Source organism: Chryseobacterium rhizosphaerae (genome assembly GCF_003385455.1).
GTDB classification, from domain to species: Bacteria; Bacteroidota; Bacteroidia; order Flavobacteriales; family Weeksellaceae; genus Chryseobacterium; species Chryseobacterium rhizosphaerae.
In genome coordinates this window covers 72,338-96,311 of the sequence record NZ_QNUF01000015.1, presented here as the reverse complement: position 1 = coordinate 96,311, position 23,974 = coordinate 72,338, and the positions used below count along the sequence as shown (strand labels likewise).

Here is a 23,974-nt window from a genome sequence, read left to right as displayed (position 1 = left end):
TTACAACCGACATTATACAAATTAATTTCTCAACGGTTTTCCATTCTGCAACATGTACTGGATTCTTTCAAGGGTTTTCCTTTCTCCGCAAAGGGATAAGAATGTTTCTCTTTCAAGGTTCAGTAAGTATTGTTCGGTAACTACTGTTGGTTCAGATAGATTTCCACCTACCATTACATTGGCCAGTTTATCTGCAATTTTCTTGTCGTGAGCAGAAATATAGTTTCCGGTAAGCATCTGGTCTGTTCCTACATAGAACATTCCTAGTGCATCTTTACCTAATACTTTTACTCTTTGTTCGATAGGCTGGGTATATCCTTGTTCCGCTAATAGTTTTGCTACCTTTTTAGCTTCTGCAATCTGTCTGTTTTTGCTTACTGAAACGATATCTTTACCTTTTTCAAGGATTCCCATATCGTAAGCTTCGTACGCTGAAGTGGCTACTTTACCCATAGCAATGTTCATGAAAGCTTCACGAAGTCTGTTGTTTTTAACGTCATCGCTATGGAATTCTCTTGAAGTTCTTAGGGTAAGTTCTTTTGTACCACCACCTCCAGGAATTACACCCACTCCGGTTTCTACCAGTCCGATGTATGTTTCTGCTGCGGCAACCACTCTGTCTGCATGCATGGTCATTTCACAACCACCTCCTAAAGTCATTCCGTGAGGAGCAACTACTACAGGAATAGAGGAGTATCTTACTCTCATCATTGTTTTCTGGAAGTAGGCGATCGCCATATTTAAATCATCCCAATCCTGCTCAATAGCCATCATAAGGATCATCGCAAGGTTAGCTCCTACAGAGAAGTTAGAACCCTGGTTTCCTACAACCAGTCCATCGTATTCTTTTTCTGCTAAATCAATTGCTCTGTTTAAGCCGTCAAGAACTTCGCCTCCAAGAGAGTTCATTTTGGAACGGATCTCAAAGTTGATGATTCCATCTCCTAAATCTTCAATAGCAGCTCCTGAATTACTCCAGATTGTTTTGTTCTTTCTGATATTATCTAAGATGATAAAAGCATCTTGTCCCGGAATATTATTATAGTTTCCTGAGTTTTTGTCGTAAAAGATACTTTGTCCTTCATCATTTACTTTATAGAAGGTTTCTCCTTTGTCGGCTAAAGCTTTTACCCAGTCTGAAACTTCATATCCCGCATCTTTTGCCAGCTCTGTACCTTTTGCTACTCCTACGGCATCCCAGATCTCAAACGGGCCATTTTCCCATCCGAAACCGGCTCTCATAGCATCATCAATTTTGTAAACCTCGTCAGAAATTTCAGGAACTTTATGAGAAACGTAAGCGAATAGTGCTCCTAAAGATTTTCTGTACAATTCACCCGCTTTATCTTTACCACCGATCAATACTTTGAATCTGTCGATTGGTTTGTCGATCGCTTTTGTAAGCTCAAGGGTAGGGAATGAAGATTTTCCCTGAAGTTCGTATTCTAAAGTATCAAGGTTTAATCCGTGAATTTCAGATTTACCTTCAGCATTTTTTACTTTTTTATAGAAGCCCTGTTCTGTTTTTGATCCTAACCATTTATTATCCATCATTTTCTGGATATAACCCGGAAGAGCAAATACATCATTGAAATCGTTAGCTTCAGCGCCGCTTTGACGAACTCCGTTTGCTACCATTACCAATGTATCAAGACCTACTACATCAGCGGTTCTGAATGTTGCAGATTTAGGACGTCCAATGACAGGACCTGTCAATTTATCTACATCAGAAACCGTTAATCCTAATTTCTGTACATTATGAAGAAGATCCATCATAGAAAATACACCAATTCTGTTGGCGATAAATGCTGGAGTATCTTTTGCCAGAACGGTAGTTTTACCCAGGAATTTAGCTCCATAATTCATATAGAAATCTATAATCTCAGGATCAGTATCATTGGTAGGGATAATCTCTAAAAGAGGAAGATATCTTACCGGATTAAAGAAGTGTGTTCCAGCAAAATATTTTTTGAAATCCTCACTTCTTCCTTCTGTTAAGAAATGGATCGGAATACCGGATGTATTAGAAGAAATCAATGTACCCGGCTTTCTGAACTGTTCAATCTTTTCGTATACCGATTTCTTGATATCAAGTCTTTCTACCACTACTTCAATGATCCAGTCTGTATTTTTTATTTTCTGTAGATCATCATCGAAGTTTCCTATTTTGATTCTATCTGCAAACTTTGGAGAATAAAGAAGTGCAGGACTTGCTTTTTTCAGTTTTTCAAAGTTTTCGGTAGCAATTCTGTTTCTTACTACTTTGTCATCTTTGGTCAAACCTTTTTTCTGCTCAGCTTCAGTCAGTTCAAAAGGAACAATATCCAAAAGTGACACTTCAACACCGATGTTGGCGAAGTGAGCTGCGATACCGCTTCCCATAATTCCTGAACCAAGAACCGTTACATGTTTGATTCTTCTTTTCATATGTAAATTTTTATTTTTAATAAGGTCGTATGTAACCATACGGTTTCATTATAATTTATTTTCTGTTATTTAATAATTCGTTGGCTATTTTCATGATTTCAGTCATGACGTCTTTGAAAGTTTCAAGCTTCTCGGGAGCAATTTTTTCCATCACCTTTTTATTAAAGTTGACGACTACTTCCTTAGACATATTTCTTGAATTCAAACCCTTATCTGTAAGTTTAATGATCACCTCTCTTTTATCGGTGGTTGTCTTTTCCTTATAGATATATCCGTTATCTTCCAAAAGTTTGATAATCCTGGTCAAAGAGGTCGGCTCTATGGCCATCTTAGGGCCAAGATTCGTACTTCGGGTTCCTTCTTTGGGATCAATTTTAAGAAGGGTAAGGGCCTGTACTGCTGTAGAATCATGTTCCTGGGCTAATTCTGTGTACATTTTTGAAACAGCCAGCCAGGTCTGCTTTAAAATTAAGTCTACGTTTTCTATTTTATCTCTATCCATCATTTTTGCGCTAATGGTTTTACCCAAATTTAGTAAATATTATGCATGCATAGTATTTATTAACGTTAAATTTTGTTAATAATCTGATATTGAGTGGATTAAATTGTATGATTAGCATAATACTATGCATGCATAGTATGTGAAATAAGTAATAAAAACTAAGTATTAATGAATGTTTCCAATGAAATCAATGATTTCTTCAAAGGATTGGCATTGTTGTTTCGTGTTATCTTTAGTAATTACCCAAAAATGGTTCTGGAGATCGAAATGGAAGGCGGAAAGATCTTTTTGGAAGTTTTTTTGCAGCAGAGAATACAGCATTTCTTTATAAACCTGGGGTGCCGAGATATGAGGGGCTATAAAATTCTCACTCATTTGAAATAAAGAAGTGGTAGTCAGTTCCTCATTCTGAATCAAAATATCTTCTACAATTCCCGAGTATAGCTGATTATCCTTGATATACCATATTTTATCTGCAAATTCCTTCGCCAGCCTCCAGTCATGAGAAGAAAACAGGATAAGTTTATTCTGTTCTTTAGCCAGCTTTCTAAGGGTTTTAAGAATGATAATCTTATTTTTCTCATCCAGATGAGTAGTGGGTTCATCCAGAATAATAACAGGGGAATTCTGCGTTATAGCCCGTCCGATAAAAGCTTTCTGAAGATTACCGTCCGAAAGGTTTTTAAGAAGGGTATGTTGGTATTGGGTTAAATCTAATTCCTCAATAATATGAGTGACTTCTTTTCGGTCTTCTTCTTTTAATTCAAAATAAAAAGGATAGTAAATATATTTCCCCAACGAAATAAGATCTTCAACCGTATAATGCTGTGGAACAACTGATTTTGAAAAGACAACAGCAATCTGCTCAGCAATCTCTTTTACGGAAAACTTTTTTACATTTTTACCATTAATTACTATTTCTCCACTCCGTAAGGAAATCTGATGGAGAATAGATTTGATTAATGTCGTTTTCCCAACCCCGTTATTGCCGATCAACAGGCATACATCACCAAGCTTTGCCTCTGCATTAGCATTGGATATTAAAGTGGTCTGGTAACCGATGTTGGCTTGTTTTACTTGTAGATGCATATTTGAGGTGGTTAAACGCAAAATCGCGAAATATCTTACAAAAATACTGTTTTTAAGGCGCAAAGAATTTGACTTTGCCAGTTTTTTATACTTTTTATAGTTTATAAATGATTGACAACTCTTGTTATTCCATCTTTGAAAACATTGGATTGAAAGTTAAGTAATAAGCCTAATTTGCAATTTGTCATTTTTAAGTAGGTTAAAAGTTGAGCTTTATGGGTAGGGTTTATATAATCAACTGTTTTTATCTCTAAAATCAATTTATTTTCAATAATAATATCTAACCTGAAAGCATTCTCGATTCTTAAATCTTCATAAACAATGGGGAGCAATTTTTGTTTTTCTACTAAAAGTCCTGCTTTAGTTAGTTCATAAAACATGCATTCTTCATATACATGTTCAAATAATCCTGCTCCAAGTTTTTTATGAATTTTTAAACCCATATCAAAAACAATTCTTGATAATTCATTTTCTGTCATTTGTGGTATTTTAAATAAATATATGAATTGTTGGGTAAACGCAAAGGCGCAAGGGGGGCTCCTGAATTGCGTATATTTTAAGGCGCAAGAAAATCAAAGATTTTCAGGAAATACTTTTGGTCTTGATTAGTATATGAACTACCATTTTATCAATGTGGGATTCAATTTTATCGGAGATAAAATCCTTGCGTCTTAATAACATTATAGTTTAAAAATTTCTTTGCGTCTTAGCGTATACCAACCCAAATCAGATTTTATTTTGGTTTAAAAGCATCATCAGGATCACTGGAATATTGAAAACGGAGCTTATTAGATTCAAAGAATCTAATGTTGGGTAAACGCAAAGGCGCAAGGGGGGCTCCAGAATTGCGTATATTTTAAGGCGCAAGAAAATCAAAGATTTTCAGGAAATACTTTTGGTCTTGATTAGTATATGAACTACCATTTTAGCAATGTGGGATTTAATTTTATCGGAGATAAAATCTTTGCGTCTTAAGAACATATTCATTTGAAAATTTCTTTGTGTGTTAGCGTTTACCAACCCAAATCAGATTTTATTTTGCTTTAAAAGCATCATCAGGATCACTGGAATATTGAAAACGGAGCTTATTAGATTCAAAGCATTTAATGTTGGACAAACGCAAAGGCGCAAGGGGGCTCATGAATTGCGTATATTTTAAGGCGCAAGAAAATCAAAGATTTTCAGGAAATACTTTTGGTCTTGATTAGTATATGAACTACCATTTTATCAATGTGGGATTTAATTTTATCGGAGATAAAATCCTTGCGCCTTAAGAATATATTTATTTGAAAATTTCTTTGCGTCTTAGCGTATACCAACCCAAATCAGATTTTATTTTGCTTTAAAAGCACCATCAGTATCACTGAAATACTAAAAACGGAGCTTATTAGATTCAAAGAATCTAATGTTGGGTAAACGCAAGGGGAGCTCCTGAATTACATATATTTTAAGGCACAAGAAAATCAAAGATTTTCAGGAAAATACTTTTGGTATCGATTAGTATATAAAAACTACTATTTTAGTAATGGTGGATTTAATTTTATCGGAGATAAAATCCTTGCGTCTTAAGAAGATTATAGTTTAAAAATTTCTTTGCGTCTTAGCGTTTACCAACCCAAATCAGGATTTATTTTGCTTTAAAAGCATCATCAGGATCACTGGAATACCAAAAACGGAGCTTATTACATTCAATGGAATCTGTGTTTTTTCTGCAATAATGGAGAAAAACAACATGACCAGCATTCCTAAAAACATATTCAGGATCCACTGCTGCCATAGTTTAGACGGGTTATAGACCAGTCTGCAGAAGTGCGGAACAATAATTCCAATGAACAAGATAGGTCCTAAAAATGCTGTAATAGAGGCGGAGAGGAGAGAGGATGCTACAATGATTAAGAGCTTCAGACGCTTTAAATTTACCCCAAGGCTCTGTGCATAAGATGTTCCCAGAGAATTTCCGATCAGGGGTTTTATGGTTTTAAAACAAAAGAATAGCCCTATTAATATAAGGACAGATAAAACATAAATCTGATTTCTGCTTACCATATTATTAGCTCCAAAAGACCATAGAATATAGTTTTTAAGGCTTTGGTTCTCGGCATAGAACTGAAGCAGAGAAACAATAGCTCCCGCAAAAGCCGAGATAAGGAATCCAAAAATAATAAGGTAAGATTTATCCTGAAATTTATTAGACATCGATAACAAGACCAGCATCAGTACTAAGCTTCCTCCGATAGAGGATAAACTCAGAAAACTGTTTTGAAGAAATTCAGGAAGGAGGATATCTTGAGAGAAAAAAATGTAAAAAGCTACAGATAAACTGGCTACCGAAGTAATCCCCAATATATCCGGACCAGCTAATGGATTTTGAAAATATTCCTGCATCAGAAAACCGGAGGTAGGAATTGAGATTCCTGCAAGAAGCATAACCAAAACACGGTTGATACGGATTTCAGCAATTTGGCTATGGGCAGAATCCTGAAAAAAATCCTGCAGCTCTAAACTTAAAAATCCTGTGTTCAGATTAATGCCAGCACCTATAATAATAGCTACCAGAAATAATAAACACAGGATTCTAAACCTTTTTGACATTATTCAGAAAGAGTTTCTGTATATTTTACTTTAAAAAAGAATCGATTTTCGAATTCAGTACATCTTCCGTCATCATTCCTAAATACTCATCTGTTTTATCACCTTTTCTCATAAAAGTGAAGGGAATAGAACCTCCATCCCATTGTTTGAAGTTACGGGAGAAGAAAGTTGGATCTAATTTTTGTCCATCCAAAAGAATAACGCTACCTCCCAGATTATTTTCTACAACAAAATTTTTCACAGCACCATCCCAATCTGATTTTTCATCAAGATTTACAAACGTGAATTTTACAGGTTTCCCTTTCAATTCCTCCATTTTATTTTTAAAACTAGGAATCTCTTTCATGCACGGCCCACACCATGTTGCAAAAAAATTCGTTACGTATAAAGTATCATTATTTTTAGCTAAATGTTGACCCACATTTTCCGGAGAAAGTTCTTTTGGAATATACGCAGTTGTTTCAGCAGCTGTATTTTTTGGTACTGAAAGTGAATCTGTAGTGGTATTCTCTGTTTTCTGGCTTTCTTTTTTACAGCTAAAAAGAGCCGTAATAATAAGCGTGGATAAAATTATCTTCTTCATAAATTATTTTTTATCTATTTTTGAATTGAAGTATGGAACAACAAATCTATAAAGGGAAACTGATACAGTTTCATTGGTTAAAAGTAGCGAAAAAGGAAGAACTGACCAAAAATACTTTTTCTCTGGAGTTTGAAATTCCTGAGAATTTAAGGGATAATTTTAAGTTTGAAGCAGGGCAATACGTGAGTGTAAAGTTTCAGTCTCATGGTGAAGAAGTGGTTAATGATTATTCAATGACTTCGGCTCCGTATGAAGGGAAAATTTGTTTGGGAATAAAGGTTAATTCCCCTGAAGGAGCTACTTCGCAGCTATTTCAGAATTACAATGAAGGAGATCAGTTGTTGGTAGGCGAGCCTGCCGGAAGATTTACTTTAGGGTCTAAGCCCAGTGAATTCCGAACTATTGTTGCTTTTGCTGGAGGTATTGGAATTACTCCGGTTTTAAGTCATTTTAAAAATATTCTTCATAATGAGCCGAGGACAAGACTCTTTTTGTTTTTTGGAAATAAGAGTTCTGAGGAATTGATTTTCAAAGATCAGCTGGATCATCTTGCCAGAACCTGTGGAGACAGGCTTCAGATTTTTTATTTTTTCTCACAGGAAAAAACAGTGGATCAGTTTTTCTATGGCAGGCTGGATGAGAAAAAACTCAATTTGATCATCAATCAGATCCTGCATCTGGATGATACAGACGAAGAATCTACCATATGGGATGCGGTAGATGAAGTCCTGATCTGTGGGAAGGGAGAAATGATAAAAACGCTGGCTAATGCCTGCTATCATCATGGAATTCCAAAAAAGAATATCCATTTTGAACTTTTTGAGGAATATAATGATGATATTTACCCTGTAGAAAAGGAATTTCCTCTTATTGAAAATATTGAAGTGGAGTTTACAATGTTGGGAAAAAAATATGCAACAATACTTCCTGATAACAGAGATAAAGTTTTGCAACAGCTTCTTATTCAAAAATTTCCTGTACCTTACTCCTGTAAATCTGGAATCTGTGGAAGCTGCGAATGTTCTTTGGAAGAAGGAGAAGTGGAACTCCTTGAAAATGAATACTTAACAGAAAAGGAGGAAGGACAAGGGCATATATTAGCCTGCATGTCGATTGTGAAAAGTAAAAAAATAAAGCTTAACTTTGATCTTAGTTGAGAATTTTTAAAAACATATTTGGTCTCGGTGTCATATCGGTAGAATTAGGAATTTTACTGATATGTTTCTGTAATGTCTGGGTTTTCGGGCTTACAAATGGCCGTACCTATACCAAGATATCCAAGATTCCCCCAAGAGAAATCGCTTTGGTTCTGGGAACATCACCTAAAATGAGATCGGGACTATCCAATCCTTATTTTACTAAAAGAATGGATGCGGCAGCACTTCTCTATCATCACGGGAAAATCAAAAAAATTATTGTAAGTGGAGAAAAGAGCAAAGGGTATAATGAGCCTGCCGCAATGAAAAACTATCTGGTGAATCAGGAAGGTGTTCCGGGAGATATTATTGTGGAAGATCCGAAAGGCTTCAATACGTATAAAAGTATATTACGGTGTAAAGATATTTACAAGAAGAAAAATGTGATTATCGTTTCGCAGGGATTTCATAACCTTCGTGCCTTATTTTTTGCAAGAAACAACGATATGAACGCGTTGGGTTTTGATGCACAGGATGTCACAAAACCTGAAAGTTTTTACAGAAATCAGGCGAGGGAAATCCTCGCCCGTGTAATTGCTGTAATTTATTTTGTTTTAGGCGTTTCTCCGGATTAAAAAGGATATCCAAACGCAATATTAAGAGTAGGTTTAAACGGCTGGATATTTTTGATTCTCCATCGGTCTCCCTCCGCTTTATTTGGGTCGTAGATCTTATAAGCAAGATCTATCCTTGCGGTGATGTAGGCAATATTTATTCTCAATCCAAATCCACTACCAATACCTACTTGCCCCAGGAATTTATTCAGTTTAAATTCGTCATTATATCCGTCATTATGATCACGCAGACTCCATGTATTTCCAATATCTGTAAATAAGGCTCCTTCATACATACTATTGAAAGGGATTCTGTATTCGATGTTTGTGGTAAGTTTTACATTATTGGTCATATAGGTACGTACTCTTTCATCTACCTGAGAGTCTGCCGGACCTAATCCTCCAAAAGCTACCCAGGCTCTGATATCATTAGAACCTCCATTGAAATAAGATTTAATAATAGGCATATCCTGAGAGTTTCCATAAGGAACACCCACTCCGATAAACTGGCGAAGAACCAATGTCTGATTTCCATTGAATTTGAAATATTTCCTTGCGTCGATATCAAATTTTATAAATTGAGCGTAAGGAATTCCAAAAATGGTTTTTTGAGGCGAGGTAACAACTCCACCATCATTATCTTTTTTGTTGAATAAGCTCAAAATATTACCGGCAAGCTCTACTTTACCATTGAAATAGAAAGCATTAGGGTAATCTTTTTTACCAATTTCACTATATACAAAATTATAAATCATGGAAGAAATCAATACATCCTGGGTCTGTCTGTCTTTATTGACCAATGTTCCTCTAAAGGCGGTTAAAAGATCTGTTCCCTTTTGGTCCAGATTGTCACGGTACTCCTGATCCTGTAAAAGAAGTTTTGAAACGTCATCAATACTAAGCTTGTTATTCTCATAATCGGTTCCAATCTTGGGTCTGTACGCAAAATAGCTGTCAAAAATATCGTCTTTTACCCTTTCATCATTAACAAAATAACTGTAATAAGCATCTTTGTTTTTTGTTAAACTGATTTGGGTATTAAATAAAGTCAGCTTATGATAAATCTGATCATTCACATTAGCCTGATAGTTAAGTCCCGTATTGAAATTGAGTCTTCCCAATCCGATATTATTCTGTATTGAAGCCCCCAATAAAATAGAGGAGGTAGGAGTATAACGTTTTGGAATAAACTTGTAATAATTAAATGGAAGTAAGAGCCTCGGGAAATTAAGGGATGCCTGTGCCGAGATTTCATATGCCGTACTTCTTTTATCAATATCCTGTGTACTTCTGATAGATCCGAAAGTTCCGGAAATACTGGTTGAAATATTCTCTGCTCCCCTAAACACATTACGGGTGGTAAGGTCTATAGAAGGAGAGATCCCAAGATTTAATAACTGAGAATAATTAACATCAGTTCCTACTTTAAGGTCATATTTTGGAAGTGGCTTCAATACATACAATACATCTACAATGCTATCATTTGGCGAAGTAATGCCACCTCTTCTTAAGGAATCCCGGGCTTTTACAATACTGAAATTGTTCATGGCCATGAAGTTCCTTTTGGTGACATCCAGTTTCTTTTGGTCATATACCTGTTTGCTGTCTACAATAACAGCTCTCCATAATGAGGACGTTTTATATTTATCATTCATCTTATGGAACCTTACTCTTCTTAAACTGTCTTTAACGGTGTTTTTTGGAAAGTCACTAGGTTCATCAACAATTGCAATATCTATATTTCCGAAAGTGGCTACTTTATAAGGACGGTCTAGAGAATCTTTATGAATCTCCAGCGTTAGGGGAACCTGTTTCTTACTCTTAATAGAATCTGCTATGAAATAGACTTCATCATTGGAACTGTTGAATTTATAGTATCCAAAATCTTTCATCAGGTCCGTAATTCTCGTCACCTCTTTTTCAAGAACTGTTTGGTCAAGAATTTGTCCCGATCTGATAAGGGTTTTTTCTTTCAGGTGAGAATATATACTTTTTATACCCTGATCCGGAATATTATAATAATAATCTTTAATATAAGTAGGGTCATTATGTTTGATGAAATAGTTGACGGCTGCTTTTTTGGAGGCAGAATCCAGATTTTGTTTGAATTTTACATCTGCATCCCAAAAACCTCTGTAGATAAGTCTTTTTTTGATAGATTCAGTACTTTTTTCACTTCTTGTCTGGTCTAAGATTACCGGTGGTGTACCCCAGTTGTGCAATACACGGTCAAAAAACAGACTTTTTCCGACACTGCTTTGCATATTATATTTGATGAATAAAGAATCCCTTAGGTTTTGATTTCTCATCTCCCGGGGATAGGTCATATATTCATTAAGTATCGTATCGTATTTGGAATTGGCCATATTGTAGAAAGCCAATGTTAAAGGCATGAATAGAAGCTGTTTTTTGTTAGGTTTCTGTTGAACGTAATCTTTCAGTTCTTCATCAAAAAACTCTTTCTTATCTTCGAATTCAAAGCTGTTTCTGGTGAGCAGATATTCACCATCCGGAACTTTTTTTGTCGTACTACAAGCATAAAGGAGACCAACAAATGTTGCAAATGATATAATTTTATAATACTTTTGAGGAGAATTCTTATAATGCTTACAGCTCATACAATAAAAATTTTACAGTCTTTAGATAAAAAGAAGTTCAGACAAAAATACAATTTGTTTTTGGTTGAAGGTAATAAAATCATTTGTGAACTTCCTAATTCTAATATTAAAGTTAAAGAAATATTCTCAACCGATCCGCAAAAATTGGACCGTACTGATATTCCTGTTTCCCATATCTCTGAAAATGAGTTAAAAAAAATTAGTTTCCTTAAAACTCCGAAAGATTCCGTAGCAGTATGTTATCTTGCTGCCGAAGAGAGAATGGAGGATAAAAACATTCAGCTTGTTTTGGATGGTATTCAGGATCCCGGAAATTTGGGAACCATTATCCGTCTTGCAGATTGGTTTGGGATAGAACAGATCATCTGCAGTGAAGATACTGTTGATTTCTATAATCCAAAAGTAATCCAGGCAAGTATGGGATCTTTTACCAGAGTAAATATAATATATACCGATCTTGTGGAATATCTTTCAGAAACGGATAATGTAAATATCGGAACCGATATGGATGGTGAAAGTATTTATAGTTTTGAAAAACCGGAAAAGATAAATCTGATCTTAGGAAATGAAGGAAACGGAATGAGACCGGAAACAGAAGCACTTCTTCAACAGCGTATCACTATTCCAAGATTTGGAAGTTCCCAATCTACAGAAAGCCTGAATGTATCAATGGCGGCGGGAATTATTTTAGGACAGCTTTTTTCAAAATAGAAATCAGATTAAAGACATCAGATATCAGACAGAGAACTTTGACAGTAAGTTATTTAAATTATAAATATGTACTATTTTAATTTAATCAACTGATCTAATGTATAAAGTGCCACATCTGATATCTGGTGTCTATATCTCATTATATAAGCTGTTCCATACTTGAAACACTTTTATTTTTCTGGTATACCTCCAGCTTTTTTCTGACAAATTTTAGTGCAATAGGGGCGAGGTATATTAAAGCAGCGCCAACTAGTTTATTTTTCCAGTTGGTACTTTTCATATTCTTTTTGGCATAGTTTCCCACTATGGCAGTAATGCCCAGTTTTATAATGCCGTCTGCAATATTTCCATTAAACGCAGAACTGGCAATACCTACAGCTGTATTTTTACTGATGAGAAGATCTTTCACTTCTGAGGTGAGCTGTCTTGCAATTACATCTTTTCTCAGGACTACTTTTTCGTCTCCGTCTTCATCTATCTTTTCCTGAAGATACTGATCCGTTAATCCATTGGTAAAGGCACTTAAGCTTTCTTTTGTGTTCTTGAAGGTAAGAAGATTCTCAAGATCATCGATTTCACCCTGAAGCAGTTTTTTCTTTCTTCTTAATTCTTCTATGCTTTCGTATTTTCTGCCCATAGTTTAATGATTTAAAAATTTAATAACCTGATCTGCAACAGTATTGACAATCTTATTTTTAAAAGCAATGACAAAAGCCATTACTAAGGCATAAAATGCAGCAACAATTAAGAATCCATAGGAATAATTATCTAATGCTTTGCCAATGAGAAATGCAATTCCAAAATTGAAAAGAATAATAAAAAAAGCAAAAGCAACAAGCAGTACTACAAAGTAGGTAATGAGCCCGGCAGAAAGAGAAGACTTTTCAGTGGCTTCTATTTTCAGAAGATCTATTCTCTTCGAGGCGTATTCTTTAATAGTCTCTATCATTGTTTTTTTTTAAAGTTACAAAAAAAGGAACTTTTGTACAAAAGTTCCTTTCTGTAATTTACTTAAAAAAGATAAATTACTTATTTTTTTAGATCATTCAATTCTGCTTCTACATCTTTCACTACGTCTGCAGTTTTAGAAACAATCTGATCCTTATACTTATCGTATCCATCTTTCATGGTATGCGCTACATTATTCGCTGTTTCTTTGAAAGTGGAAGAGATATTACCATACTGGTCTTTTACTTTTTCAGAAACTTCTCCATATTTGTTTTTAGCCTGATCTTTTAAATCATTCGCCTTATTCTTGATTTTCTTTCTTGTTTCTTTTCCTTCTTCCGGTGCATAAAGCATACCTAAGATTACACCCGCAGCAGCACCTGCAAGAAGTCCCGCTAATATACCTGCTGTATTTTTTTCTTTTCTAGACATTATAAGTTTTTTAATAGTTAATAATAGATTAGTTTTTTACAGTAATAAAACTTACAATTTGTATACCAAAGGAGGCTTTAAGCCTATTAAAAATTGTTAAATCTTTTGAATATAGGAGAGCATAAGTTGTATTGTTTCCTCTTTGCTCAATGTAGAGTTGTCAATAACAATTGCATCGTCAGCCTGCTTTAGAGGGGCTATTTCACGCTCACTGTCTATTTTGTCTCTTTCAATAAGATTTTGTTTTACCTGCTCTTTATCTGCTTCAATTCCGAGTCCTTTTAATTCAAGAAATCTTCTGTTTGTTCTTTCGTCAATACTGGCAGTAAGAAAGAATTTATAGTCCGCTTTTGGCAGAACTACTGTCCCTATGTCACGTCCATCCATAATAACGCCGCCTTTTTCTGCCAAAGAACGCTGAGACTGCAGTAAAAAGTCTCTTACTTCTTTTTGCTTAGCCACCACGCTTACATGGTCTGAAACCTCATTCGAACGGATTTCTTTAGAGATATCTGTCTGATTAAGGAAAAGAACCAATGTTCCATCGTTATTTTTAAATTCGAGCTCAATTTGATCCAAAGAAGCGAATAATGCTTTCAGATCAATGTTGCCCTTTTCATCCAAACAATGCTGCAATGCATACCAGGTAACCCCTCTGTAAAGTGCACCGGTATCCATATGAATAAGTCCTAATTGATCAGCAATGACTTTAGAGATAGAGCTTTTTCCGGTAGACGAGTACCCATCGATCGCTATTACAGGTTTTTTCATACTGCAAATTTCAAGATTTTTTTTAGAAAATCAAGAAATAATAAGAAATTTTAAGAAGGATTAAGATTATTTTTATTCTCCTCTGTGGCTGGAAAGGTCCATTGAGATTCCTATCTGATTGACGTTAGAAGAGTTGTGATATCTTACATGGGCATAATCTATACGGAATCTTGACAGTTTAACTCCAAACCCTGCAGAAAGCCCTGAAAAGTTTCTCTGATCTGCTACTGCAAGTTCATTTCCTCTTTTCACGTTGTATCCCAGTCTTATGTTAAAGTTCTTTTCTGGGAATAGTTCTGCTCCCAGAGAAAAGTGGTCGGCAATTTTTCTGCCGGCATTCACTTTTTGTCCGTCTGTATTAAATTCCGAAGAAATATCAAACTGCTGAAGATCATGAGCGGTAATAGTAACCGCAAGAGGAAAGTTTTTTAATATTTTGGTGTATCCTAAATCCACTCTGAAGGGAAGATTTTCCTTTACTCCATTGAATGATTTCAGCTGGAACCCAAAATTCCTTAGTACAAGGGAAAGAACTTCTTTGTTCTTTTTATTGTGATAGGTAACCCCTGCAGTTCCTGAAATGGCAGAAGAAGTATAATTATCAATTTTTGAAGTCACAAAATTAATTCCTCCACCAATCGTCCAGTCTTCTTCAAACTGGTATGCATAGCCTGCACCAATAGCAACATCAGAAGCTTTAAATTCTCCATTTTCAAAACCACTTTCATCAGTCCTCGGAATACTTCCATAGCTCATGTACCGGGCATTGATGGTGGCCATATGACCATTGTCAAAATCTTTGGCATACGCTATGGTTCCATATTTTGAATCAGCCAGATAAGCTGTAGCATTCACGGAAAGCTGTTTGTCAGAATCTTTATTTAACAGGGCAGGGTTTGCAATAGCAAAGGAAACATCATAATCTCTTATCGAAATTGCATCACCACCTAAAGCGGCTTGTCTTGCAGATACAGGTATATTTAAGAACGGATAAACATTTGTTCCTGTTTGTGCATAAGAAACAATTCCTGATAGAAATAATGAAAAAATGATAATTTTCTTCAATTCAATTTATAATTAATGCAAAAATAATCCTTTTTCGTACTTTTCAAAATATTTCTGACATTATTTCTAATTAAATATTTTTCTTTCATCAATATCTATAATGATTATATTTGCAAAATCAAATTTTGGAGAAATCAGCTCCGGTAAATCGTTATTAAAAATAAAAAATGAAATATAAAAGAATCCTTCTGAAACTAAGTGGTGAGGCTTTAATGGGTAACAGACAATACGGTATTGACACTGAAAGACTGCAGGAATATGCTGCAGAGATAAAAAAAGTAGTGGAAAAAGGTTGTGAAGTGGCGATTGTCATTGGAGGAGGAAACATTTTCCGAGGTGTTGCAGGAGCAGCAAAAGGAATGGATAGAGTGCAGGGAGACTATATGGGAATGCTGGCAACAGTAATCAACGGTATGGCATTGCAGGGGGCATTGGAAGATGCCGGAATTAAAACGAGACTTCAGTCTGCTATCGAAATGGATAAAGTAGCTGAACCTTTTATCAAAAGAAGAGCGGTAAGACATCTTGAGAAAGGAAGAGTAGTAATCTTCGGAGCAGGGACAGGAAACCCATATTTTACAACAGATACAGCAGCTACTTTAAGAGCTATCGAAATTGGAGCTGATGTTATCTTAAAGGGAACAAGAGTAGACGGAATCTATGACAGTGATCCTGAAAAGAATGCAGATGCAGTAAAATACAACTCATTATCTTTTGATGAAGTATTTGAAAAAAATCTTAAAGTAATGGATATGACAGCATTTACTTTGAGTCATGAAAATAAATTACCTATTATTGTATTCGATATGAATAAAGATGGGAATTTAGAGAAAATTGTGGAAGGAGAAAATGTTGGTACTTTAGTTAATTTGTAATCGGGTAACAGGTGATAGGTAGCAGATAAGAGGGATTAGTGAATGTAAAATTCTTCATTACTCATTACTTATTACCCATCAATTATCAATTATCAATTATAACAATTAATGTGTAATTTATCAAACTATAATATAATAATGGAAGAATTAGATCTTATATTAGAATCTGTAAAGCAGGATATGGACGCAGCTGTAAAGCACTTGGATCATGCATTTCAAAGAATCAGAGCAGGACGTGCTTCTACGGCAATGGTTCAGGATGTAATGGTTGAATATTATGGTGCTCCCACTCCAATCAACCAGGTAGCTAATGTTTCTGTGCCGGATGCGATGACTATCTCTATCCAGCCTTGGGACAGAACAGCAATCAATGCAATTGAAAAAGCTATTATTAATTCTAATTTAGGTTTTGCGCCTTCTAACAATGGTGAGAATATTATTCTTAATGTTCCGCCTTTAACGGAGGAAAGAAGAAAAGAATTGGCAAAACAGGCTAAAATAGAAGCTGAAAACACTAAAGTAACAGTAAGAAATGCAAGACAAGATGGCTTGAAAGAACTTAAAAAGTTAGAAGGTGTTTCTGAAGATGTTGTAAAAGGAGTTGAAGAAGAAATTCAGGGATTCACAGACAAATATGTAAAGCTTTGCGATGAGCATCTTAAGACAAAAGAAGCAGAAATTATGAAAGTATAATTTTTAGTTTTTTAAATATTAATAAGAGGTTTCTGAGAGGGAACCTCTTTTGTTTTCTGTATATCAGAACTTTAATTTTGCTTTTAATGAATTTTATTTTTTGATCGATATAAAATTTTGAATTATTAAGCCCTGTTACTATAATATTTTAATAGATATTAGCGTTAAATCATTATATTTATAAAATTATTCCTGAAACACCTTAAAAAAGACAGGAAACAAAACATTATAGTGATGACGAGAATTATTGGTGTAGGGAACTACATTCCATCTGAAACGATAACCAATCTATTTTTTGATAAGCATGTTTTTCTTAATAAAGAAGGAGTGTTATTAAAAGAAAACAATGCATCTATTACGGATAAATTAAAAAAAATTACGGGCATTGAAGAGAGGAGGTATGCGAGCAGTACACAGGTTACTTCAGATTTGGGGCTTATTGCAGCTCAGGCTGCTATAGAAAATGCAGGAATAGATCCTGAAACTTTAGACTATATTATCTTTGCCCATAATTTTGGGGATGTACGCTTCGGGACAGTTCAGTCTGATACTGTTCCCTGTCTTGCAGCAAGGGTAAAACATTTACTGGGAATCAGAAACAACTTTTGTGTTGCATATGATGTTCTTTTCGGATGTCCCGGTTGGATTGAAGGAATGATACAGGCCAATGCTTTTATTAAAGCAGGTATTGCAAAACGCTGTTTGGTAATAGGAGCTGAGACACTTTCCCGTGTAGTAGATATTCATGACAGAGACAGTATGATTTATGCTGATGGGGCAGGAGCCGCCATTCTAGAAAACAGTACTGATGATTCCGGGATTAAGTCTCATCTTTCTGCTTCTTATACATTGACGGAAAAAGACTATCTGTATTTTGGCAAATCTTATAATAATGAACGATGCCCTGATACGAAATACATCAAAATGGATGGAAGGAAAATCTATGAATTTGCACTTTCCAATGTTCCTGATGCTATGAAAAAATGTCTTGATAATAGTGGGTATACTATTGATCAGCTGGATAAGATTATTATTCACCAGGCTAATGAAAAAATGGATGAAGCTATTGTTAACAGGTTTTATCAGTTGTATAATACGCCGCTTCCTGAGAATATCATGCCTATGGTAATTCATAAATTAGGAAACAGCAGTGTAGCAACTATTCCAACTTTGCTTACGATGATTCTCAACGGGGAATTGGAACAACATGAAATCAAGAAAGATGATATCGTCCTGTTTGCTTCTGTAGGAGCAGGAATGAATATTAACGCATTTGTGTACAAGTTTTAACTGGCATCGATGTTTGACATACAAAAAGAGGTTTCCGGGGTCGGAAACCTCTTTTTTATTTACACCTGTGATTTGATTTCTCCTTTTGGGTCTTCATGTTTTTTTAAGAGATTGATCATTTATGAGGAGGGATTTGATTTCTTTTCAGGAGAAAAATTTCCAGTAGCGATATATTGTGTACTGTAAAAGATTCCCATCACTTAAAGTGGGGGTTATTGAGCCATATTCTCCATGAAATGGTTGTTTCGTTATAGTGATGAGCCATGTCATTTTATACTTTAAAAAATAGAAACTCCGATCTTCTGTTTTCAGAAATAAAAAGACCCGGAATTTCCGGGTCTGTATTGTATTGGATATTCAATTTCGGGTATCTATTGATACCGCTGATGCTCTTTACTTTTTGAAAATCTCTTAGTAATGGGCTTAAATAATGCCTTATATTTCTCTGCATCGAATAGCTGAGAATCTGTAAGTGCTTTATATGTCATCCAGATTCCAAAAGGAAGAAGAATGAAGTTAGGAAGCCATGCTGCCAGATACGGATTCATTTTTCCGCTCCAGGATAAATTTTCTACCCCTACATTCATGACATAGAAAATAATGAAAATAACAATGGCTATGATTACGGGAAGCCCCATACCTCCTTTTCGGATAATAGAACCCAAACTGGCTCCAATCAGGAAGAAGATAATACAGGTTACAGAATAGGAGACTATTCTTTGCTGATAAATAACCACCTTGCTGAAATATTTTACATTCGTACTGAACTCACTTTTTTTACTTTCCAGTGAGGTTTTCAGGTTATCCAGCCTGTTGTAAGCATTATAGAGGATTTCCAACTTTTTGTCACTTTTTATGGTGTCCAGTTTTACCTGTGGTTTTGGAGCCGCCTTATGTGCATTACCTCTATCCATGTAGGCAACTACAGAATTGGTCTGCCCCAGGACATCTGCTCCTACATTATCAAAAAACAGTTTGTTTTCTTTTTTACTTTTAGCAATAGTTTGGTTCAATTGACCATATGTTTGGAAACGATAGTCATCCGTAATCTGTTCTTTTTCGATAGCCTGGTTGATAATTTCACTGATATCAAAGTGAGAGGTCAGCGTATCAAATTTAATAGCCTGATCAGGCTGTTTCATTCTGACATTTTCTCCCTTTCCGGCAAAATTGTCCTCAAATACATATCCGTTATGCAGGACAAGTTTTAAGAAGTTCTTATTGGCTGCCGGAACAAATTTTCCTTTTTCAGCGACAATAGACTGTTGATTTTCATAGGTGTTGGCTTTTCTGTGAACAAAAACGCCCTCAATATTTTCCCCGTTTTCTCCATAAATTTTGTCAAATTTCACCATATAACCGGGAATCTGATCAATAAATTGTCCGGGAGTGAAGTTAAGCGCAGGTTTAGTCTGTGCAATATTGAAAAGCATGTTTTTCGCCTTCTTCTGAAAATCGGGAATAATATTATTTGAAAAGAAGAAAAGCATAATCGCCAGTACGGTGGCAACGCCCAGAAGAGGCATCATAACTCTTGTCAGAGAAATTCCGGCAGCCTTCATCGCAGCAAGCTCGTACCTTTCACCAAATTCTCCGAAGGACATAATACTGGCCAGAAGGATAGTAAGAGGAAGCACCATACTGATAACGCTTACCCCAAGATAAAAAAGAAGTTTAAGGATTTGCCAGTAGCTTAATCCTTTTCCCATAAATTGACCTAATTGAACCCAGATAATGTTTACAATAAAGATGAAAAACAATACGCTGAATATAAAGAAAAACGGTCCAAAGAAGGTTTTTATGATATATCGGTCTAGTATTTTTAACATGCGCCAAAATTAATCAAAAAGCCGCAAATTTTACTTGCGGCTTTTATATTTTGTTATTTTTTTAACTTAAAAACAGAATGGAGTATTTATAACCCTGTTTTCTTGCTTTTTAAAGTTCAGTAATTACGTAGTTTTTAAATTTATTCTTATCGAAAACAAACATATTCGGGTCCAAATCCTGGTTTTCCTTATATTCTTTGATCGCTATGACAGCAACATCTTTGTTGTTTCCGTGCTGTTCAAGCTTTACCATTTGTTTTTTTACAGAATCTACAAAAAGATACACATATTTTATACCGTTTGATTTTACAGGAGTCAGTTTGATAAAATCAGCATTCACACCGTTGACCATTTTCTTTCCGTTATACGTTACGTTATAGTCATTTCTATAGGTACTCAGGTAATTGATAGGGGAGAAGAGGGTGCTGTTTCCATTAGGTTTTGCAATCGTTACTTCCATATCATCCGTACTGATGTTATAAATCTTGTTTCCATCAAAGATCTGTTCGGTATCCATGATTTTCAACTTGTATTTATCTCCTGCCGAATAATAAATTCCAGGCTCGGTTTTAGTTACCTGATCATTAAGACCGCTTCCAAAAGAAAATTTGAAGTAAGAATTCTTTTTAGAATTGTAATTGGCTGTAATATCATCCAATATCTTTTTGGCTTTAGCGTCTATTTTCTGAGCACTGGCCATACCAACTGCACCTACAACAAAACTTCCTAATATAACTTTTGAAATAATATTTTTCATTTTTTTATTTAATAATCTTTAGACATTTTCTAACTCTTAAGGGGAGAGCTATTCGCTTTTTTACCCTTAACTACGTAAATCTTCCAAAAACTGTTCCAAAGAATGAAGATCACTGATGATCACCTCTCTTGCTTTAGCTCCGTTAAAGCCTCCGACAATACCGCTTGCTTCCAGTTGGTCCATAATTCTTCCCGCTCTGTTATAGCCGAGTTTCAATTGACGTTGAAGCATGGAAGTAGAGCCTTGTTGGGTAGATACAATAATTCTTGCCGCCTCTTCAAATAATGCATCTTTTTCATTAGGATCAAAAGCTCCTACCGAACTTGTAGAATCCTCAGAAACATATTCAGGAAGAAGGAATGCCGATGCATATCCTTTTTGTTCCCCAATGTATTCTGCCAGTCTTTCAACCTCCGGAGTATCTACAAAAGCACACTGAAGTCTTAGAATTTCATTACCGTTGAAATAAAGCATATCTCCTTTACCAATCAGTTGATCTGCACCCGTAGAGTCGAGAATTGTTCTTGAATCCACACTGGAGATCACCCTGAATGCTGCTCTTGCAGGGAAGTTTGCTTTAATCATACCTGTAATTACATTCACAGAAGGTCTTTGTGTTGCCACAATAAGGTGAATACCTACGGCTCTTGCAAGCTGTGCCAGTCTGGCAATTGGTAACTCTACCTCTTTTCCAGCGGTCATAATCAGATCGGCAAACTCATCTACTACCAAAACAATATAGGGTAAAAAACGGTGCCCATTTTCAGGATTTAATTTTCTTTCTGCAAACTTCTTGTTGTATTCTTTTAGGTTTTTACAGAATGCATTTTTAAGAAGATCATATCTTGTATCCATCTCGATACAAAGTGAGTTGAGGGTATTGATTACTTTGTTTGTATCTGTGATAATAGCTTCATCCACATCCGGAAGTTTAGCCAGATAATGTCTTTCTATTTTTGAGTATAATGAAAGTTCTACCTTTTTAGGATCCACCATTACAAATTTCAGTTCACTAGGGTGTTTCTTATAAAGCAGAGAGGTAAGAATAGCATTAATTCCTACCGATTTACCCTGTCCCGTTGCTCCGGCCATCAATAAGTGAGGCATCTTTGCAAGGTCAGCCATGAAAACTTCGTTGGAAATTGTTTTTCCGAAAACTACCGGAAGATCCATATCTGTATTTTGGAATTTCTGAGAAGCAATAACAGAGCGCATAGAAACCATGGTAGGATTCTTTCTTGGTACTTCAATACCAATAGTTCCTTTTCCTGGCATTGGCGCAATAATCCTGATCCCTAAAGCTGAAAGATTCAAAGCAATATCATCCTGCAGTTTTTTAATGGCTGCTACCCTGATACCCGCTTCCGGAACAATTTCGTATAAGGTAACTGTTGGCCCGATGGTCGCTTTGATCTCGGCAATACCTACATTAAAGTTCTTTAAGAGCCCAACAATTTTATTTTTATTTTCTTCAAGTTCTTCCTTATTGATTGATATCTCTTCATTGCCGTAATCTTTTAATAAATCTACCGGAGGCATCTGGAAATTAGCAAGATCTAATTTATGATCATACAAACCATGCATTTCTATCAGTTCCTGAGACTTTTTATCTGAATCATCCAGGGTATCAATTACAGGAGCAATTTCTACCTTAAATTTAATGTCTTCGTGAACAGGTGCAGAGGTAGAGACCGAAGATGGAGTAGAAGGTCTGATATCAAAAGCTTCCTCAGGAGTAGACATCGGAACAGCCGGTTTCGTACTAAGGTTTAAATTCGCCGATTGCGTTATCTCTTTGTGATCATTTTCAAAAGAAGTATGATTCGGAGTGACAATAGTTTCTATATCTGTAGTAAGGGGAACTTCTGAAACCTGTTTTGGAATAGATACAGGTTCCTGTTCTTTTATTTTATTAATAGGATTAGCAGAGGTCTGCTGGGTAAGGTCGCTTACCGTAACATTAGCTGCTACTTCTTCAACCTCTTCCTTCATTTCTTCATCCGCTTCAAAATCTTCATTAGAATCCGGCATCATAGCCTTTACCTTTCCTATGGTATTTTCATTGATTTTATTCAGCTTAGCTTTGATAGAGCTTGGGCGAAGATTGAATTCCAGGATGAAATACAGAAGAATGCTTGCCGCTAATACTGTCCACAACCCTACAGCTCCAATGATGGAATTAAGATAATCCATGATCTGGTAACCATATACACCTCCTAAAACGCCTTGCCCTTTGGTAAGCGCTCCCATAAAAATAGGAAGCCAGCAAATAAAAAACAGTGAATGTCCAATGGTTTTCCATGGCTTGAACATTTTCTTTTTAAGGATCATTGTTCCTACTACAAGGAATAAAAATGCAATAATAAATGAGGCAATACCAATACTTTCAAATATGAAAACATTCCCAAACCAGTCTCCTAATTTTCCAAAAATGTTTGAAGATTTTATACCCTTATCAAGCATTGTTCCTGCCTGGCTCTGGTCTGCTTTCCAGTTCATTAAATAGGAAATGAATGAGAACGCTAGAACAATAGAGAAAAGGATAAAAGTAAGCCCAAAGAATATACGCGGCTTAGATAAAATTCGGCCTGCTTCCGGCGATTCAGTCTGTTTTTTTTGTGTCTTTTTGTCCATAATATCAATATCGCAAATTTAATGTTTTTCCCACATTAAAACCTTTTTTGTAAAAAAAATCATTTTAATTTCAACAATAACAATTCCAAAAATAAAAGATATAATTATTTTTTATTTCAAATGATTGTTATTGTTATTATTTTGATTCTAGAATTTCAAATAATTTGATTTAAAATATTCTTTATTTGGTTAGAAATATATAAAATAATAATATTTTTCACTTTATTTAATTTAAAATAAAAACACATAATATCGGAAAATAAATCTAGTTATGAATTATTTTGATTAATTATTGCCATATAAAATGATGATATCCTGATTTTTTTTGAAAAAAATACTTTGTGGGACCATCTGTTAAAGTTTTCCCGGAGCTCAATTGTATTCGACGTCGGTTTTTTCATGAATATG

General features: G+C 35.3%; 21 protein-coding genes. 6 read left to right on the top strand and 15 right to left on the bottom strand.

Features of this window, described 5'->3' with window-relative positions; all coding sequences use genetic code 11:
- Positions 1 to 21: 21 nt before the first annotated feature.
- The 6 genes from DRF57_RS13905 to DRF57_RS13880 all read right to left on the bottom strand — a co-directional run bounded on the left by DRF57_RS13905 (position 22) and on the right by DRF57_RS13880 (position 7,193).
- Positions 22 to 2,427 carry a 3-hydroxyacyl-CoA dehydrogenase/enoyl-CoA hydratase family protein gene (locus DRF57_RS13905; RefSeq protein WP_047496308.1) on the bottom strand — a complete coding sequence of 802 codons (2,406 nt, stop codon included), beginning with the start codon at positions 2,425 to 2,427 and terminating at the stop codon, positions 22 to 24.
- A gap of 55 nt (positions 2,428 to 2,482) precedes the next feature.
- Positions 2,483 to 2,932 (bottom strand): MarR family winged helix-turn-helix transcriptional regulator, encoded by a 450-nt coding sequence (locus DRF57_RS13900; RefSeq protein WP_373866368.1) that lies wholly within the window; start codon positions 2,930 to 2,932, stop codon positions 2,483 to 2,485.
- Positions 2,933 to 3,094: 162 nt separating this feature from the next.
- A complete protein-coding gene (locus tag DRF57_RS13895) occupies positions 3,095 to 4,018 on the bottom strand; it encodes an ABC transporter ATP-binding protein (RefSeq protein ID WP_047496030.1) in 924 nt (307 codons plus the stop codon).
- A 101-nt stretch (positions 4,019 to 4,119) separates the two neighbouring features.
- Complete coding sequence (locus tag DRF57_RS13890) at positions 4,120 to 4,497, bottom strand: GxxExxY protein (RefSeq protein WP_047496027.1); 378 nt, start codon at positions 4,495 to 4,497, stop codon at positions 4,120 to 4,122.
- Between the two features lie 1,141 nt (positions 4,498 to 5,638).
- Complete coding sequence (locus DRF57_RS13885) at positions 5,639 to 6,610, bottom strand: FecCD family ABC transporter permease (RefSeq protein ID WP_174772355.1); 972 nt, start codon at positions 6,608 to 6,610, stop codon at positions 5,639 to 5,641.
- A 25-nt stretch (positions 6,611 to 6,635) separates the two neighbouring features.
- Positions 6,636 to 7,193 carry a TlpA family protein disulfide reductase gene (locus DRF57_RS13880; protein ID WP_115919135.1) on the bottom strand — a complete coding sequence of 186 codons (558 nt, stop codon included), beginning with the start codon at positions 7,191 to 7,193 and terminating at the stop codon, positions 6,636 to 6,638.
- Between the two features lie 32 nt (positions 7,194 to 7,225).
- Between DRF57_RS13880 and DRF57_RS13875 the strand changes: the two genes are divergently transcribed.
- Together DRF57_RS13875 and DRF57_RS13870 are read left to right on the top strand one after the other, a co-directional pair.
- Positions 7,226 to 8,350 carry a ferredoxin--NADP reductase gene (locus DRF57_RS13875; RefSeq protein WP_115919133.1) on the top strand — a complete coding sequence of 375 codons (1,125 nt, stop codon included), beginning with the start codon at positions 7,226 to 7,228 and terminating at the stop codon, positions 8,348 to 8,350.
- Positions 8,347 to 8,964, top strand: a complete 618-nt coding sequence (locus tag DRF57_RS13870) for a SanA/YdcF family protein (protein ID WP_047496014.1) — start codon at positions 8,347 to 8,349, stop codon at positions 8,962 to 8,964. The genes DRF57_RS13875 and DRF57_RS13870 overlap by 4 nt, the downstream gene beginning before the upstream one ends.
- Here DRF57_RS13870 and tamL read toward each other — a convergent pair.
- Positions 8,961 to 11,561 (bottom strand): translocation and assembly module lipoprotein TamL, encoded by a 2,601-nt coding sequence (tamL, locus tag DRF57_RS13865; protein WP_115919131.1) that lies wholly within the window; start codon positions 11,559 to 11,561, stop codon positions 8,961 to 8,963. The genes DRF57_RS13870 and tamL overlap by 4 nt on opposite strands.
- On the opposite strand from tamL, the gene DRF57_RS13860 reads away from it, so the two are divergent.
- On the top strand, positions 11,547 to 12,272 hold the full coding sequence (locus DRF57_RS13860; protein WP_115919129.1) for a TrmH family RNA methyltransferase: 726 nt from the start codon (positions 11,547 to 11,549) through the stop codon (positions 12,270 to 12,272). The two genes, tamL and DRF57_RS13860, sit on opposite strands and share 15 nt — an antisense overlap.
- Positions 12,273 to 12,411: 139 nt before the next feature.
- On the opposite strand, the gene DRF57_RS13855 is transcribed toward DRF57_RS13860, so the two are convergent.
- From DRF57_RS13855 to porQ, 5 genes are all read right to left on the bottom strand, one after another.
- On the bottom strand, positions 12,412 to 12,909 hold the full coding sequence (locus DRF57_RS13855) for a hypothetical protein (RefSeq protein WP_047496006.1): 498 nt from the start codon (positions 12,907 to 12,909) through the stop codon (positions 12,412 to 12,414).
- Between the two features lie 3 nt (positions 12,910 to 12,912).
- A complete protein-coding gene (locus DRF57_RS13850; protein ID WP_047496002.1) occupies positions 12,913 to 13,221 on the bottom strand; it encodes a phage holin family protein in 309 nt (102 codons plus the stop codon).
- Positions 13,222 to 13,301: 80 nt separating this feature from the next.
- Positions 13,302 to 13,652 (bottom strand): YtxH domain-containing protein, encoded by a 351-nt coding sequence (locus tag DRF57_RS13845; protein WP_047496001.1) that lies wholly within the window; start codon positions 13,650 to 13,652, stop codon positions 13,302 to 13,304.
- 96 nt (positions 13,653 to 13,748) lie between these two features.
- Positions 13,749 to 14,423 (bottom strand): (d)CMP kinase, encoded by a 675-nt coding sequence (cmk, locus tag DRF57_RS13840; protein WP_115919127.1) that lies wholly within the window; start codon positions 14,421 to 14,423, stop codon positions 13,749 to 13,751.
- 72 nt (positions 14,424 to 14,495) lie between these two features.
- The gene (gene porQ / locus DRF57_RS13835) at positions 14,496 to 15,488 is read right to left on the bottom strand and encodes a type IX secretion system protein PorQ (RefSeq protein ID WP_047495995.1); all 993 of its coding nucleotides are present in this window, start codon (positions 15,486 to 15,488) and stop codon (positions 14,496 to 14,498) included.
- A gap of 167 nt (positions 15,489 to 15,655) precedes the next feature.
- On the opposite strand from porQ, the gene pyrH reads away from it, so the two are divergent.
- From pyrH to DRF57_RS13820, 3 genes are all read left to right on the top strand, one after another.
- Positions 15,656 to 16,363, top strand: coding sequence for a UMP kinase (gene pyrH, locus DRF57_RS13830; RefSeq protein ID WP_047495991.1), 708 nt, complete (start codon positions 15,656 to 15,658; stop codon positions 16,361 to 16,363).
- A gap of 138 nt (positions 16,364 to 16,501) precedes the next feature.
- Positions 16,502 to 17,056, top strand: a complete 555-nt coding sequence (gene frr / locus DRF57_RS13825; protein WP_047495988.1) for a ribosome recycling factor — start codon at positions 16,502 to 16,504, stop codon at positions 17,054 to 17,056.
- 231 nt (positions 17,057 to 17,287) lie between these two features.
- Entirely contained in the window at positions 17,288 to 18,346 is a 1,059-nt protein-coding gene (locus tag DRF57_RS13820) for a 3-oxoacyl-ACP synthase III family protein (RefSeq protein WP_115919125.1), read from the top strand.
- A gap of 371 nt (positions 18,347 to 18,717) precedes the next feature.
- On the opposite strand, the gene DRF57_RS13815 is transcribed toward DRF57_RS13820, so the two are convergent.
- The 3 genes from DRF57_RS13815 to DRF57_RS13805 form a co-directional block, all read right to left on the bottom strand.
- Positions 18,718 to 20,175: an LptF/LptG family permease gene (locus DRF57_RS13815; protein ID WP_115919123.1), complete on the bottom strand. Its 1,458-nt coding sequence runs from the start codon at positions 20,173 to 20,175 to the stop codon at positions 18,718 to 18,720.
- 109 nt (positions 20,176 to 20,284) lie between these two features.
- Positions 20,285 to 20,932 carry a LolA family protein gene (locus tag DRF57_RS13810; protein ID WP_047495980.1) on the bottom strand — a complete coding sequence of 216 codons (648 nt, stop codon included), beginning with the start codon at positions 20,930 to 20,932 and terminating at the stop codon, positions 20,285 to 20,287.
- Between the two features lie 66 nt (positions 20,933 to 20,998).
- Complete coding sequence (locus DRF57_RS13805) at positions 20,999 to 23,566, bottom strand: FtsK/SpoIIIE family DNA translocase (protein ID WP_115919121.1); 2,568 nt, start codon at positions 23,564 to 23,566, stop codon at positions 20,999 to 21,001.
- Positions 23,567 to 23,974: the final 408 nt, after the last annotated feature.